Genomic DNA, 14,302 nt, shown 5'->3' on the forward strand with positions numbered 1-14,302 from the left:
CCACTACCTGGGCGGCGCCGGGCGATGGCGCGATTCGGGCATGCCGGGCACGCCAGGACGGCGGCGCCAGCGGTTCGCCGACGCCGAGCTCGCGCAGCGCGGCGGTGAGCTCGCCGATCCGGTAGCCTCCCAACTGATCCGCGCGATCGACGGCCAGCTCGGCCCAGCGCTCGCCGATGACCTCGCCCTCCTCGCCGAGTGTGCAGGTGACGACGCGCACGTCCGCCCCCCGGGCGGTGTAGTGAGCGATAGTGGCGCCGTTGCTGAGGCTCTCGTCGTCGGGATGCGCGTGGACGAACAGTAGCCGTGGAGTCTCAGGCATGGACGGCACCCTACCCGCCGCCGACGGCCGTTGCGGTCCCGTCGCGGCCGATAGGAACGCATGCGGCTACTATCAAGGAATGCCGCAGCTCACCAAGACCGCCCCCTCCGGCGGCCGGAGCCGCCGACGGGGCGAGGTCCTCGAACGGGCGCTGTACGAGGCGACCCTGGACGAGCTGGCCGAAGTCGGGTACGGCGGGCTGACGATGGAGGGCATCGCGGCGCGCGCCCACACCGGAAAGGCCGCCCTGTACCGGCGCTGGGCCACCAAGTGCGAGCTGGTGCACGCCGCCCTGGTCCATACCTTGCCGCCGTTGCCCGAGGCGCGCGCCCGCCGGTCCGCCCGGGACAACCTGCTGACGGTCTTCACCGCGCACCGCGACGTCTGCGCCGGCAAGACCGCGTTCCCCGGGATGGCCACCATCAACCAGCTCCTGCACGAACCGGAGATGCGGGCCATCTTCGCGGACGCGGTGGTGGCTCCCCGCCTGAAGATCGTCGAAGCCATCCTGCGGGCCGCCGTGGAGGAGGGCGACCTGGATCCGGAGATGATCACCCCGCTCACCGCGCGCATCGGCCCGGCTCTGATCAATCAGCACTTCTTGCTGACCGGATCGCCGCCCAACCGCCGGGAGCTGGCGCTGATCGTCGACACCGTGATCCCGCCCCGGAGCAGCCGGGACTGAACGGGAGGCCCGTCAGGGCCCCGTCTTGATCCATTGGCCGGCGTCGCCGACGATGCCGACCGGCACCACGCCCGTCAGGCTGACGTTCTGCACGCTGGGGCCGGCCGCGACGATCGTGGTGTCCTGCAGGATCGGCAACACCGTGGACATGTTCCACAGCCGCGGTTCGACCGCGGTGATCACGTCGTTGATGTTCTTGGTGCCGTTGAGCGCGGCGTCGATGTTCGACTGGATACTGCGGTCGCAGATGCCGGTGAGGTTCGACGGCGCCTGCACCAGGGCGTTGGGATCAGGCGGCCGATTGGGCGGGGACGACGTCGGCCTGGTGGCGGAGGTGCTCGACCCGGTCGGCGGCGCGCTCGACGACGGCGGATTGGTGGTCGGCCCCGTCGAGGTCGGCACCTGCGTCGCCTGCAGCGCCGGGCAGCCGTACCGCGACGCCAGCCGCGTCGCCAGGTTTCCGCCCGCCTGGTGCCAGCCGACGATCGCGTCCACCTGGTTGTTGTTCAGCGCGTCGCGATACAGCGTCACCGGATCCAGCGCCAGCACGCTGGCGGCGATGCCCACGTTGCGCAACTGGTCGGCGGCGGTGTTGGCCACCGCGACGGAAGTCGGGTCGTTGGCCGCCACGCCCAGGACCAGCGACAACTGTTGGCCGTCCTTGCTGATCCGGCCGCGGACGACCTCGGGCGGCGCGGTGTTCACCGGCGTCGGGGCCGGCGAAGCCGTCGCGTTGCCCTCGACCTTGTAGCCGGCCCCCTCCAGCAGCGCCAGTGCCGCCGGGGTGGTCATCGCGGGCGGCGCGGTCGGCTCGTAGCCGGGATCGCTGGGCGCGCGGATCTGGGCCTGGTCCAGCGTGACGGTGTTGTCGCTGCCCGCGCCCACCGCCGCGAGCAGGTCGACGTCGAGCAGCCCGAGGATCGCCTTGCGCACCTGGGCGTCGGACAGCTTGGGCTCGTTGGCGCGCAACGTCAGCTGCATGACCCGGGGCGTCACGATCCGGGCGGTGCGCACATCCGGGATGGCGGACAGCTGCGCGAAAGCCGCCGATCCGCCGTGCACCTGGGCCACCTGGGTGTCGCCGTTGCGTACCGAATCGGCCAGCGCGGCCGGCGCCCCGGCGCGCCGGAACAAGATGACGGCGGGCTTGGCCGGTGAGCCCCAATAGCGGTCGTTGCGGGCCACCAGGATCTCGTCGCGCTGGGGATCGATGCTCTCCACCCGGAACTGGCCGCCCGTCACGGGGAGCGTCCGGGCCAGCCCCGCCGCGAAACCGCCCGGCACGTCCTTGACGATGTGCGCCGGAAGGATGTTGCTGAACAGCTCTTTCCACGACGGATACGGCTGGGCGAAGGTGACCACCGCCTGCTTGCCGCCCTCCAGCGACTGCACGCCGGTGATCAGGTCGTAGCCGGCGGGGTCGACGACGCCGGGCTGGCTGACCATCTGGCGCCACAGGTACCAGAAGTCGTCGGCGGCGATCGGGGCGTTGTCGGTCCACTGCGCCTCCGGCCGGATCTTGTAGGTCACCGTGAACGGGTTCTGGTTGGTGACGTCGGCGGACTCCAGCAGGGTCGGGTCCATCTCCCAGCGCGACCCCGTGGGCGACGCGGGGTCCGGCACCGGACGAAACGCGCTCGGCAGCACCAACGCGCTGATCGCCGCGTTCACCGGTGACAGGTCGGACAGCAGGTGCGGGTTGAAGCCGGCGCCGATCGAGTCGATGCCCATGATGATCTGGGTGGGCCGCGGCGGGGGCGGGGGCGAGTTGTGCGGCGTGTCGGTGCTCTGCGGCGCAGGCGGGGGGTTGACCGTGCACGCCGCCAGCGCCAGCCCGCTCAGCGAGAGGAGCACGCCGACCGTCACGAAGAAACGGCGGACTCGTCTCGGCATGCCGATCAGGGTAACGAGCAGCTGCCCAGCAGCCCGCCCGAGCACGCGCGATTAACCCCGGGCCTTGGCCCGCGCCCGGCTGCGGGCCCGGGTCGTGGCGTCCAGCTCGACCTTGCGGACCCTGACGATCTCGGGGGTCACCTCGACGCATTCGTCCTGGGCGCAGAACTCCATGGCCTGTTCCAGGTCGAGCTCGAGCGGCTTGGCCAGGGTCTCGATCACGTCCGCGGTCGACGAGCGCATGTTGGTGAGCTTCTTTTCTCTCGTGACGTTGATGTCGAGATCCTCTGCGCGCGGGTTGATTCCGACGACCATGCCCTCGTAGGTGTCCTGGCCGGGCTCGACGAAGAACTGGCCGCGGTCGGCGAGCTGGATCATCGCGAACGGCGTGATGACGCCGGACCGATCGGACACCAGCGAGCCGGTGTGGCGGGCCCGGATCTCCCCCGCCCACGGCCGGTAGCCGTCGAAGACGGCGTTCGCGATGCCGGTGCCGCGGGTGATGGTGAGGAAGTCGGTGCGGAAGCCGATCAGGCCGCGGCTGGGCACGATGAAGTCCATCCGGACCCAGCCGGCGGCGTGGTTGGCCATCTCCTCCATGCGGCCCTTGCGGGCGGCCATCAATTGGGTGATGGCGCCGACGAATTCCTCCGGGCAGTCGATCGTCATCGCCTCGAAGGGCTCGTGCAGCGTGCCGTCGATCGTCTTGGTGACCACCTGCGGCTTGCCGACGGTCAGCTCGAAGCCTTCCCGTCGCATCTGTTCGACGAGCACGGCCAGGGCGAGCTCGCCGCGACCCTGCACCTCCCAGGCGTCCGGCCGGCCGATGTCCACCACCCGGATCGACACGTTGCCCACCAGCTCCTGGTCGAGGCGATTGCGGACCATGCGCGCGGTCAGCTTGTGACCCGACACCTTGCCCGCCAGCGGCGAGGTGTTGGTGCCGATGGTCACCGAGATCGCCGGTTCGTCCACGGTGATCCGCGGTAGCGCGTGGGCGTGATCGGGGTCGGCCAGCGTGTCCCCGATCATGATCTCGGGCAGCCCGGCGACCGCGACGATGTCACCGGCGATCGCCTCGTCGGTGGGGCTGCGCTCGACGCCCTCGGTGGCGAGCAGCTCGGTGATTTTGGCGCTGGTGATGACCGGCACCCCGTCCACCTCACGCATCCAGGCGACCTGCTGGCCCTTGCGCAGCTTGCCGTTGTAGATGCGGATCAGGGCCAGCCGGCCGAGGAAGGCGGACGCGTCGAGGTTGGTCACCAGCGCCTGCAACGGAGCCTCGGGATCCCCCGACGGGGCCGGGATGTGCTCCATCAGGACGTCGAACAGCGGGTCCAGGTTGTCGCCGGCGGGCACCTCGCCGTCGGCCGGCTGGGTCGTGCTGGCGATGCCCGCGCGGCCGGAGGCGTACAGCGTCGGCAGACCCAGCGCGTGCTCGGCGGCCTTGGCGGCTTCGTCGTCGAGGTCGGAGGCGACGTCGAGCAGCAGGTCGTGGCTGGCGTCGACGACCTCGGCGATGCGGGCGTCGGGCCGGTCGGTCTTGTTGACGACCAGGATCACCGGGAGGTGGGCCGCCAGCGCCTTGCGCAGCACGAACCGCGTCTGCGGCAGCGGCCCCTCGGACGCGTCGACCAGCAGCAGGACGCCGTCCACCATCGACAGGCCCCGCTCCACCTCACCGCCGAAGTCGGCGTGCCCGGGGGTGTCGATCACGTTGATGACCGTGACGGTTCCGTCCGGGTTGCGGCGGTGCACGGCGGTGTTCTTGGCCAGGATGGTGATGCCCTTTTCCTTTTCCAGGTCACCGCTGTCCATGATGCGTTCCTGGGTGTCGTCGCCGCGATGAGTCAGGGCGCCCGACTGCCGCAGCATCGCGTCTACCAGGGTGGTCTTGCCGTGGTCGACGTGGGCGACGATGGCGACGTTACGGAATGGCACGTCGGTGATTGTGGCAGCGCGGGGTGGTCAAAGGCGAACTGGCAGGTGCGCCCCGCCGGTCGTCCGGTGTGCGTCCAGGGCGGCCCGCCACGGCGTGTCGTCGCCCTGGCCGAACGCCGAAAGCCCAGGACGCACGCGCGATATTGCGTGGTCAAGCACCTACCAGCCCCTGCGGCGCGGGGCCGTGCCGACCAGTTCACCCTGCGGTTCGCGGCTGCGGTAGACGATGTAGGGCCGGAACAGGTAGGCGACCGGCGCGCTGAAGATGTGCACCAGCCGGGTGAAGGGCAAGAGCGTGAACAGGACCATGCCGATCAGGGCGTGCAACTGGTAGTCGAGCGGGGCGTTGATCATCACCTCGCCGTGCGGCTGCAGCAGCCAGATCCGGCGGAACCACAGGCCGACCGTGTAGCGGTAGTGGAACTCGCCGCCGTGCGGACCGGTGCCGATCAGGTCGCAGTACAGGCCCACGACGATGGCCAGCACCAGCACCACGTACATCACCTTGTCGCTGCGGGTGGTGGCCATGGACACCGCGGGCCGGGTGAACCGCCGGTAGATCAGCAGGCCGATGCCGGCCAGGGTCGCAAAGCCCGCCAATGACCCGGCGATCACGGCCTGCAGGTGATAGGCGTGGTCGCTCAGCTTCAACATGTGCGTCACCCGCGGCGGGATGAAGAGCCCCATCACGTGGCCGGCGAAGACCGCCAGGATGCCGAAGTGGAACATCGGGCTGGCCACCCGCAGCAGCCGCGACTCGTAGATCTGCGAGGAACGGGAGGTCCAGCCGAACTTGTCGTAGCGGTAGCGCCACCAGGTGCCGACGATCAACACCGCCAGGGTGACGTACGGCGCGATGTCCCAGAACAATACGTTGCTAAACACCTGGCGCTCCTTCGCGTCGGGGCGGCACGGTCAAGTTAAAGGGTTGCAGCCCAACGGCTTCCGCGGGCGGCCCGGCTTTGGCCAGGCGCTGCGCACGGCGCACGTCGGAGTCGGTCGCGGCGGGCAGCGTCGCGCACACCGCCGCGACCGTCGGCTCGTAGGGCGACTTCGCGTCGGCGAGGGCGCCCCGCAACACGTCGATCGGGACGCGGTGCTCGGTCAGCAGCCGCCGGCCGGCCGCGGGGTCGACGGTGGCGGCGAATTCGAGGACGACGGGCAGGTGGTCGGGCGCCTCGGCGCGCGGTGGCTGCACGCCCGCTTGCCGGTAGGCGGCGGCGAACTCGACCATCTCGCGGCCGCGGTTGCGGGTGTCCCCGGCGGTCCAGTACGTCAGGTACATCGTGCAGTGGCGCCGCATGTCGAAGGTCGCGACGTAATCCATCGCGGCGGCCATCGGGTCGCAGGCCCGCAGCGCGGCGAGCGTCTGCGCGAGCAGCGCCGCCGCGGGTCCGCTGAGGTGGCTGAGCAGCTCGTCGACGGTGTCCAACCGTCCCGGCAGCTCGTCGTCCGGGTAGGCCAACAGCAGCGACGCCGCCTGCCAGACCAGCCGGTCCTGCAGGGTGTCGCCGCGTCCCCGGCGCCCGGCCAGCAACCTCACCCCTGCTGCCCTTCGGGAAACATGCCGGCGGGCACCTGGCGCGCGTCCCAGTTCAGCAGGTTCACTCGCCGCCGGCCGTTGGCGGTCGGCTCCCCATCGGGGTGCTTGAGCGCGTGGAACGTTTCCACGCCGACGGGCACCGGCTCGCCCGATTCGTACATGCCCGGGCCTCCGTCGGTGTCCAGCGAGCAGCCCAGCTGCTCGAGGTCGCGCGCCTGAGGGCTGAACGCCGTCGGAATGACATACCGGTCTTCGTATTTCGCGATGGCCAGCAGCCGATACATCTCGTAGATCTGCTCTTCGGTCATCCCGACGGACTGCGGGATGTGCGGTTGGGTTTCGCGGCCGAGGTTGATGTCGCGCATGTAGGAGCGCATCGCCGCCAGCCGCCGCAGCACGCCCTCCACCACGGCGGTGTCCCCGGCGGTGAACAACTCGGCCAGGTATTGCATCGGGATGCGCAGCGCGTCCAGCGCGCCGAACAGGTTGCCCAGGTCTTCCCCGTCGTGGCCGTCGCGGCTGACGGCGTCGACCACCGGCGACAGCGGCGGGATGTACCAAACCATCGGCATGGTGCGGTATTCCGGGTGCAGCGGCAGCGCCACCCGATAGTCGTTGATCAGCGCGTAGACCGGTGAGCGCTGGGCGGCCTCGATCCACTCGTCGGACATGCCCGCCGCACGCGCGGCGGTGATCACCCCGGGGTCGTTCGGGTCCAACAGGATTCGGCGCTGCGCCTCGTAGAGGTCTTTTTCGTCTTCCACCGACGCCGCCTCCAGCACCCGGTCGACGTCGTAAAGCACCAGGCCCAGATACCGCAGCCGCCCCACGCAGGTCTCCGAACAGATGGTCGGCAGCCCGACCTCCATCCGCGGATAGCACAGCGTGCACTTCTCGGCCTTGCCGGTCTTGTGGTTGAAATAGACCTTCTTGTAAGGGCATCCCGAGACGCACATCCGCCAGCCCCGGCAGCGGTCCTGGTCGACCAGCACGATGCCGTCCTCGCTGCGCTTGTACATCGCGCCCGACGGGCACGACGCCACGCAGGAGGGGTTGAGGCAGTGTTCGCAGATCCGGGGCAGGTAGAACATGAAGGTCTCTTCGAGCTTCAGCTTGACCTCCTCGCTGACCTTCTTCAGGATCGGGTCACCGGCCAGGATCTCCGGCGAGCCGCCCAGATTGTCGTCCCAGTTCGGCCCCCAGGAGATCTTCATCGGTTCGCCGCTGATCTGACTCTTGGGTGCAGCCGTGGGGAATGTGTCGCCGGCGGGCGCGGTGGTCAGGTTCTCGTAGTCGTAGGTCCAGGGCTCGTAGTAGTCGTCGATGATCGGCAGCCTGGGGTTGGCGAAGATGCGCAACAACTTGTGGATGCGGCCGCCGTCGCGCAACCGCAGCCGGCCCTTCTTGTCGCGTTTCCAGCCGCCACGCCACCGCTCCTGATCCTCATAAGCGCGTGGATAGCCCTGTCCCGGACGGGTTTCGACGTTGTTGAACCACACGTACTCGGTGCCCGAACGGTTGGTCCAGGCCTGCTTGCAGGTGACCGAGCAGGTGTGGCACCCGATGCACTTGTCGAGGTTCATCACCATCGCCAGCTGCGCCATGACTTGCATCTAGTACGTCACCTCCTGGCTGCGGCGGCGCACCACGGTGACCTCGTCACGCTGATTGCCGGTCGGTCCCAGGTAGTTGAAGGCGAACGCGTGCTGGCCGTAGCCCCCGGCGAGGTGGCTCGGCTTGATGCGGACGCGGGTCAGCGCGTTGTGGTTGCCGCCGCGCTTGTTGTTGGTTTCGGTGCGGGGTGTGTCGACCGTGCGCTCCTGCACGTGGTAGACGAACACCACGCCGTCGGGCATCCGGTGGCTGACGATGGCCCGGCACACGTAGATGCCGTTGGCGTTGACCGCCTCGACCCAATCGTTGTCGCGGACTTCGAGTTTGGCTGCGTCGCCGGGGCTCATCCACATCGTCGGCCCGCCCCGGGACAGCGAGAGCATGTACAGGTTGTCCTGATACGTGGAGTGGAAGGACCACTTGGAGTGCGGCGTCAAATACCGCACCGTGAGCCCGATCCCGTCCGGGGTGGGGCCGAGCTCGGGCTGCCCGAACAGCCGCGTCATGTCCAGCGGCGGACGGAACACCGGCAGGTGCTCGCCGAGTTCCTCGACCCAGTCGTGGGCCAGGTAGAAATGCATCCGCCCGGTCAGGGTGTGGAACGGCTTGAGGTTCTCGATGTTGATGGTGAACGGCGCGTAGCGGCGTCCACCGGTTTCGCTGCCCGACCATTCCGGGCTGGTGATCACCGGCACCGGCCGTGCCTGGGTGTCGGCGTAGCTGATGCGGCGTTCCTCGCTGCCCTCGGCCAGGTGCGCCAGCCGCTGGCCCGTCCGCTTTTCCAGCTCGCGGAAGCCCTCGACGGCGAGCCGCCCGTTGGTCGTGCCGGACAGCAGCAGCAGCACGTCGGCCATGCGCGCCGCGGTCGTGATGGCCGGACGGCCCGCTCCTGCACCGGAATTCATCACGCCGAACTTGGCGGACAGTTCCTCCACCTCGCGGAACGGATGCACCGTGACGCCCTTGGTGGTCACCCCGAAGGTGTCGACGAGCGGTCCGAGGGTCTGCCACTTGTCGTAGACGGCGCCGTAATCGCGTTCCACCACGGTGAGCCGGGCCATGCTGCGTCCGGGCACCGGCGTCGCGCCGGTGTGCAGCCAGTCCTCCTCGGTCCCGTCGGGATAGGCCATCGCGTCGGGGGTGTCGTGCTGCAGCGCGGTCAGCACCACGTCGCTGCGGGTGCCCAGGTGCCGCTTGGCCAGCGCGCTGAAGGCGCGCGCGATTGCGCCGAAAGCGTCGAAGTCCGAACGGGTTTCCCATGGCGGATCCGTCGCGGCGCTGAAGGCGTGCACATACGGGTGCATGTCCGTGCTGGAGATGTCGGCCTTCTCGTACCAGGTCGCCGCCGGCAGCACGATGTCCGAGACCAGCGTCGTCGAGGTCATCCGGAAGTCGATCGACATCATCAGGTCGAGCTTGCCCTCGGGGATGTCCCCCTCGCACACCACGTCGGCGGGCGGTATGCCGTCGGCGGGCGGCTCGGCCTGCACGTTGGAATCGGTGCCCAGCAGGTGGCGCAGGAAGTATTCGCCGCCCTTGCCCGACGATCCAATCAGGTTGGCCCGCCACACCGTAAGCACTCGCGGCCAGTTGACCGGGTTGTCGGGATCGGTGACGGACAGCTTGAGTTTGCGGTCGCGCAGCTGCTCGGCGACGTAGTCGGCGACGTCGCGACCGGCGGCGCGGGCCTCGTCGGCGACGTCCAGGCTGGAGCGGTCGAACTGCGGATAGAACGGGCTCCAGCCCATCGCCGTCGCCGAGGCGAGCAGGTCCATCGTGTGTTTGCCCGCGAACCGGCCGCGGCCCAGCGGGCTGGCCAACTTGTCGGCGCCGTAGCCGTCGTAGCGCCACTGGTCGGTGTGCGCGTACCAGTACGAGGCGCCCGGCACCTGCCGCGGCGGCCGCACCCAGTCGGTGGCCATCGCCATGGTCTGAAAACCGGTGAGCGGACGCACCTTTTCCTGGCCGACGTAATGGGCCCAGCCCCCGCCGTTGCGTCCCATCGAGCCGGTGAGCATCAGCAGCGCGAGCACCGCGCGGTAGATGGCGTCACCGTGAAACCACTGACAGATCCCGCTGCCCATGATGATCATCGACCGGCCGCCGGATTCCTCTGCGCTGCGGGCGAATTCCTTGGCGACGCGGATGGCCTGCGCGGCCGAAACCCCGGTGATCGCCTCCTGCCATGCGGGGGTGTTCTGCTGAGTCGGGTCGTCGTAGCCGGTGGGCCAGTCGCCGGGCAATCCCGGTCGCGCCACCCCGTACTGGGCGAGCATCAGGTCGAAAACGGTGCACACCAGGTGGTTTCCGACACGACGCACCGGGACACCGCGTGCGATCGTGGCGCCTTCGCCGTTCAGCGTGTCGAAGCTGGCGAGGTGTACCAGCGTGCTGTCGCCGTGCGCGCTTCGCACGCTGAGCGCCGGCATCAGGCCGCCGAGATCGAGGTTCCACTTGCCGACGCCGTCCTCGCCGTAGCGGAATCCCAGTGAGCCATGCGGCACGACCACCGAATCGGTGGCCTCGTCCAGCACCGCCGGCTTGAGCGCCGCGTTCTCCACGCCTCTGCCCAGGTCGGCCGCCGTGAGGTTCTTGCCCGGCACCAGCATGTCGCCGCGGGATTCCAGCTTGATCAGGAACGGCAGGTCGGTGTAGCGGCGCGCGAAGTCGGTGAAGAACGGAACCTCTTTGTGCACGTAACATTCCGAGAGGATGACGTGGCCCATCGCCATCGCCAGCGCCCCGTCGGTGCCGGCGGCGCATGGCATCCACTCGTCGGCGAACTTGGTGTTGTCGGCGTAGTCGGGGCTGACGGTCACCACCTTGGTGCCGCGGTAACGGGCCTCGGCCATCCAGTGCGCGTCGGGTGTCCGGGTGATCGGCACGTTGGAGCCCCACATCATCAAATACGCTGCGTCCCACCAGTCCCCGGACTCGGGCACGTCGGTCTGATCACCGAACACCTGCGGCGACGCGACCGGCAGGTCGGCGTACCAGTCGTAGAACGACGTCATGGGGGCGCCGATCAGCTCGAAGAACCGCGACCCGGCGGCGTAGGACACCATCGACATCGCCGGGATGGGCGAAAAGCCGGCGACCCGGTCGGGCCCGTAGGCCTTGATGGTGTGCACGTGGGCGGCGGCGATCAGCTCGGTGGCCTCGGCCCAGGTGACCCGGACCAGTCCCCCTTTGCCGCGGGCGCGCTGATAGCGGCGACGGCGCTCGGGGTCGGCCTGAATGTCGGCCCACGCCAATACCGGATCGCCGAGCCGCGCCTTGGCCTCCCGGTACATCTCGACCAGCACGCCGCGGGCGTAGGGGTAGCGCACCCGGGTGGGCGAGTAGCTGTACCAGGAGAACGACGCGCCGCGGGGACACCCACGCGGCTCGTACTCCGGCCGGTCCGGGCCCACCGAGGGATAGTCGGTCTGCTGGGTCTCCCACGTGATGATCCCGTCCTTGACGTAGATCTTCCAGGAGCAGGAACCGGTGCAGTTGACCCCGTGGGTGGAGCGGACCACCTTGTCGTGGCTCCACCGGTCGCGGTAGAACACGTCGGCCTCGCGGCCGCCCTTGCGTGTCACGGTGCGCAGGTCGGCCGAAAACTCACCGGGCGTGAAGAACCGACCGCTGCGCTCCAGCAACTCCTCGAGCGCTCCACCAACGTGTGGTGTGACAGTCAACAGGTACCCCTTCTACTCCGTAGCGCCGCGCGTGGTGACCGGGCCGGCGTTTCGACCCGGGACGCGTTGTGCTGGGCCTCGGCCCATCGATTCATCGGCCGGCACGGGCCCGGGACGGCATGGTCGGCAGCCAGTGGCCCGGGGAACGATCGCGCACCAGCGTCGGGCGCGCGCGACGGTCCAGCACCCGCGCCAGGCGCGGCCCTTCAGCGAGAAAATGTCTGGTTAACATGAGTTTTGCGAGCCCAGAAGTCTCCGGCGCGGACGCCGTCAGCACTGTGTTGAGACGAAGAATCGCTTCCGGCACACACTTCTAGGCCAATAGTTCTTACAAGTACATGTTGGGTTTATATCCCAAGTTCACCGTGCCGACCTTCTACGGCGCTGGACGTCGGCTGCGGAAAGGCTGTGGGCTCGTTATGAGGCGGCCGCGGACAGCGTCCGCACCAGGTCAGGCACCCAGCCGCGGTCGGCAGGCACCCAATCGACATCGGGTAGCTCGTCCGCGCTCACCCAGCGCAGCGCGCGATGGTCGCGCGGATGCGGCTCGCCACTGAGCAATCGCACGCGGTACGCCCGCAGGGTCATACCCTGCAGCGCGATGTCGTCGCCCAGCCGGTCGCCCACCGCGACGTCGCCGACATCGAGGCCCAACTCCTCAGCCAGCTCCCGGGCCAGCGCGTCCGGCTCCGTTTCACCCGGCGCGACCTTGCCGCCGGGCAGTTCCCAGCGGCCGGCCAACTCGGGCGGTCGGAGGCGTTGCGCCACCAGCACCGTGGCGCTGCGGATGACCGCGCCCGCGACGACGATCTGGGTCGGCATGGCCAGACGGTATACGGTCGAAACATGGCTGTGTTATCGGATGAGCAGGTGGACGCCGCACTGCCCGATCTCAATGGATGGGAGCGCGTCGACGGTGCGCTGCGCCGCTCGATCAAGTTCCCGAGTTTTCTCGCCGGCATCGACGCGGTGCGCCGGGTGGGCGAGCACGCGGAGAGCAAGGACCATCACCCGGACATCGATATCCGTTGGCGGACGGTGACTTTCGCCCTGGTGACGCATTCCGAGGGTGGCATCACCGAAAAGGATGTCGCCATGGCGCGCGACATCGACGGGATCGTCGGCAGCTAACCAATCGGCGCCCCCGTTAATCGTCGGCCCCGTTAATCGTCGGCCCCGTCCTCGAACGTCACGCCAGCGTGGCGTTCGCCGGTGGCGGTCACGCCAGCGTGACGTTCGCCGGTGGCGGCGATCCAGACCAGCGTCGCCACCGCCGCCACGATGTAGACCAGGCCGGCCCAGGCCAGGTACCACGGCCGGCCGATCTGCCAGATGCTCGGCTGCGCGAAGCTCAGCAACCACGGCACGCCGACGATGGCGAGAACGAGCCAGCCCCAACCGACGATCCGTGCGCCGGGCCGCTCTCGGGGCGGCCCGTGAATCGCCCAGATCATCAGCGGCACCAGCCACACCCAGTGGTGGGTCCAGGAGATCGGGGACATCAGCAGCCCGAACAGCTCGACCACCACTAACTTGCCCAGCCGGTCGGACGGCTCCAGCGCCCGCCACGCCAGCACCGCCACCACCGCGGTGGCGCCGATGGCGATCAACACCAGCGGGCCGAAGCCGGCGTCGTGGCCCAGGATCCGGGAGATCCCGCCGCGCCAGGACTGGTTGAAGGAGGTGGCGATGGGCCCCACTCGGTGCGCGTCGCCCAGCAACTTCGTGAAGTAGTAGCCGGTCTGATCGCCGACCACCAAGGCCGACACGCCGATGGTGGCGAGGAAGACGACGACGGAGAAGGCCGCCGCCGCCCATCGCCGCACCCCGACCAGGTAGACGCCCGAGATGGCGGGCGTCAGCTTGATGCCGGCCGCCACGCCGACCAGCAGCCCCGACAGCCACCACCGCGTCGTCAACACCGCCCACAGCACCAAGAGCATTAGCAACACGTTGACCTGCCCGTAGTCGAAGGTGCTGCGCAGGGGTTCGATCCAGATGGTGATCGCCGTCCACACCATGGCCACGCGGCGGCCGTCGGCGGGTGCGACGCCGATCAGACGCTGGCTGATCCGGATCGCGCCGTACAACGCGACTATCGTCGCGATCTGCCACCCGAAGGCGACCAGGCCGAACGGCAGCAGACTCAGCGGGTAGAACACGACCGCCGCGAACGGCGGATAGGTGAACGGCAGCGGGAAGTCCGGCGTCTGGTCGGCGTAGACGTAGCTGTACAGCGTGCCTGGATGGTCGATGGCGGCTGCCCCGCCGAGGTAGACGTGCAGGTCGACGAAGTTCGCGCCATGCGGCGCCAGGTACGTCCAGCCGAGCCGCGCGGCGACGCTGGCGGCGAGCAGCAGCGCGGGTGCGACCGCCCGAAGCAGACTCAGGAACCGCCGGCGATCCGATGCCGCCAGGGCGGCCGAGGTGGTGTCGATGAGCCGACTTTAGCGATCGAGGCGGGCCGGGCGGACGCCGTCGCGGCCAAAGTCCGGGTCGGTGGGCGTTCGGTCACCGCCGTCACTCGTATCAATAACGATCAAATAAATGCCACACGTGTCACTTGAGTCCCACCAGTATCAACGTAACTTCGGCGCTGGACCCCGTAATCCACAACCAGG

The 14,302-nt window shown here is 69.0% G+C and carries 11 protein-coding genes; 2 read left to right on the forward strand and 9 right to left on the reverse strand.

The window, feature by feature from the left end:
* Nucleotides 1–322 (reverse strand): PIG-L family deacetylase (locus A5695_RS23095; RefSeq protein ID WP_231974951.1); only part of this gene is annotated, 322 nt, incomplete at its 3' end.
* A gap of 79 nt (nucleotides 323–401) precedes the next feature.
* Between A5695_RS23095 and A5695_RS23100 the strand changes: the two genes are divergently transcribed.
* On the forward strand, nucleotides 402–1,007 hold the full coding sequence (locus tag A5695_RS23100; protein ID WP_068087831.1) for a TetR/AcrR family transcriptional regulator: 606 nt from the start codon (nucleotides 402–404) through the stop codon (nucleotides 1,005–1,007).
* A 12-nt stretch (nucleotides 1,008–1,019) separates the two neighbouring features.
* Here the strand turns inward: A5695_RS23100 and A5695_RS23105 are convergent, their stop codons facing one another.
* From A5695_RS23105 to A5695_RS23135, 7 genes are all read right to left on the reverse strand, one after another.
* Nucleotides 1,020–2,906 carry an ABC transporter family substrate-binding protein gene (locus A5695_RS23105; protein WP_197515599.1) on the reverse strand — a complete coding sequence of 629 codons (1,887 nt, stop codon included), beginning with the start codon at nucleotides 2,904–2,906 and terminating at the stop codon, nucleotides 1,020–1,022.
* A 45-nt stretch (nucleotides 2,907–2,951) separates the two neighbouring features.
* Nucleotides 2,952–4,841: a translational GTPase TypA gene (gene typA, locus A5695_RS23110; RefSeq protein WP_068087838.1), complete on the reverse strand. Its 1,890-nt coding sequence runs from the start codon at nucleotides 4,839–4,841 to the stop codon at nucleotides 2,952–2,954.
* A gap of 159 nt (nucleotides 4,842–5,000) precedes the next feature.
* Nucleotides 5,001–5,726 (reverse strand): respiratory nitrate reductase subunit gamma, encoded by a 726-nt coding sequence (gene narI / locus A5695_RS23115; RefSeq protein WP_068087851.1) that lies wholly within the window; start codon nucleotides 5,724–5,726, stop codon nucleotides 5,001–5,003.
* The gene (gene narJ / locus A5695_RS23120; RefSeq protein ID WP_068087853.1) at nucleotides 5,719–6,384 is read right to left on the reverse strand and encodes a nitrate reductase molybdenum cofactor assembly chaperone; all 666 of its coding nucleotides are present in this window, start codon (nucleotides 6,382–6,384) and stop codon (nucleotides 5,719–5,721) included. Before narJ ends, narI begins: the two co-directional genes overlap by 8 nt.
* A complete protein-coding gene (narH, locus tag A5695_RS23125) occupies nucleotides 6,381–7,997 on the reverse strand; it encodes a nitrate reductase subunit beta (RefSeq protein WP_068087856.1) in 1,617 nt (538 codons plus the stop codon). Before narH ends, narJ begins: the two co-directional genes overlap by 4 nt.
* Nucleotides 7,998–11,681: a nitrate reductase subunit alpha gene (locus tag A5695_RS23130; RefSeq protein ID WP_068087859.1), complete on the reverse strand. Its 3,684-nt coding sequence runs from the start codon at nucleotides 11,679–11,681 to the stop codon at nucleotides 7,998–8,000.
* A 417-nt stretch (nucleotides 11,682–12,098) separates the two neighbouring features.
* Complete coding sequence (locus tag A5695_RS23135) at nucleotides 12,099–12,503, reverse strand: (deoxy)nucleoside triphosphate pyrophosphohydrolase (protein ID WP_068087862.1); 405 nt, start codon at nucleotides 12,501–12,503, stop codon at nucleotides 12,099–12,101.
* Nucleotides 12,504–12,527: 24 nt separating this feature from the next.
* Between A5695_RS23135 and A5695_RS23140 the strand changes: the two genes are divergently transcribed.
* On the forward strand, nucleotides 12,528–12,812 hold the full coding sequence (locus tag A5695_RS23140) for a 4a-hydroxytetrahydrobiopterin dehydratase (RefSeq protein WP_068087866.1): 285 nt from the start codon (nucleotides 12,528–12,530) through the stop codon (nucleotides 12,810–12,812).
* Nucleotides 12,813–12,844: 32 nt separating this feature from the next.
* Here A5695_RS23140 and A5695_RS23145 read toward each other — a convergent pair whose 3' ends face one another.
* Nucleotides 12,845–14,119, reverse strand: coding sequence for a mannosyltransferase (locus A5695_RS23145; protein WP_082946257.1), 1,275 nt, complete (start codon nucleotides 14,117–14,119; stop codon nucleotides 12,845–12,847).
* Between the last annotated feature and the right edge of the window lie 183 nt (nucleotides 14,120–14,302).

This window comes from Mycobacterium sp. E1747 (genome assembly GCF_001667775.1).
Lineage (GTDB): Bacteria > Actinomycetota > Actinomycetes > Mycobacteriales > Mycobacteriaceae > Mycobacterium.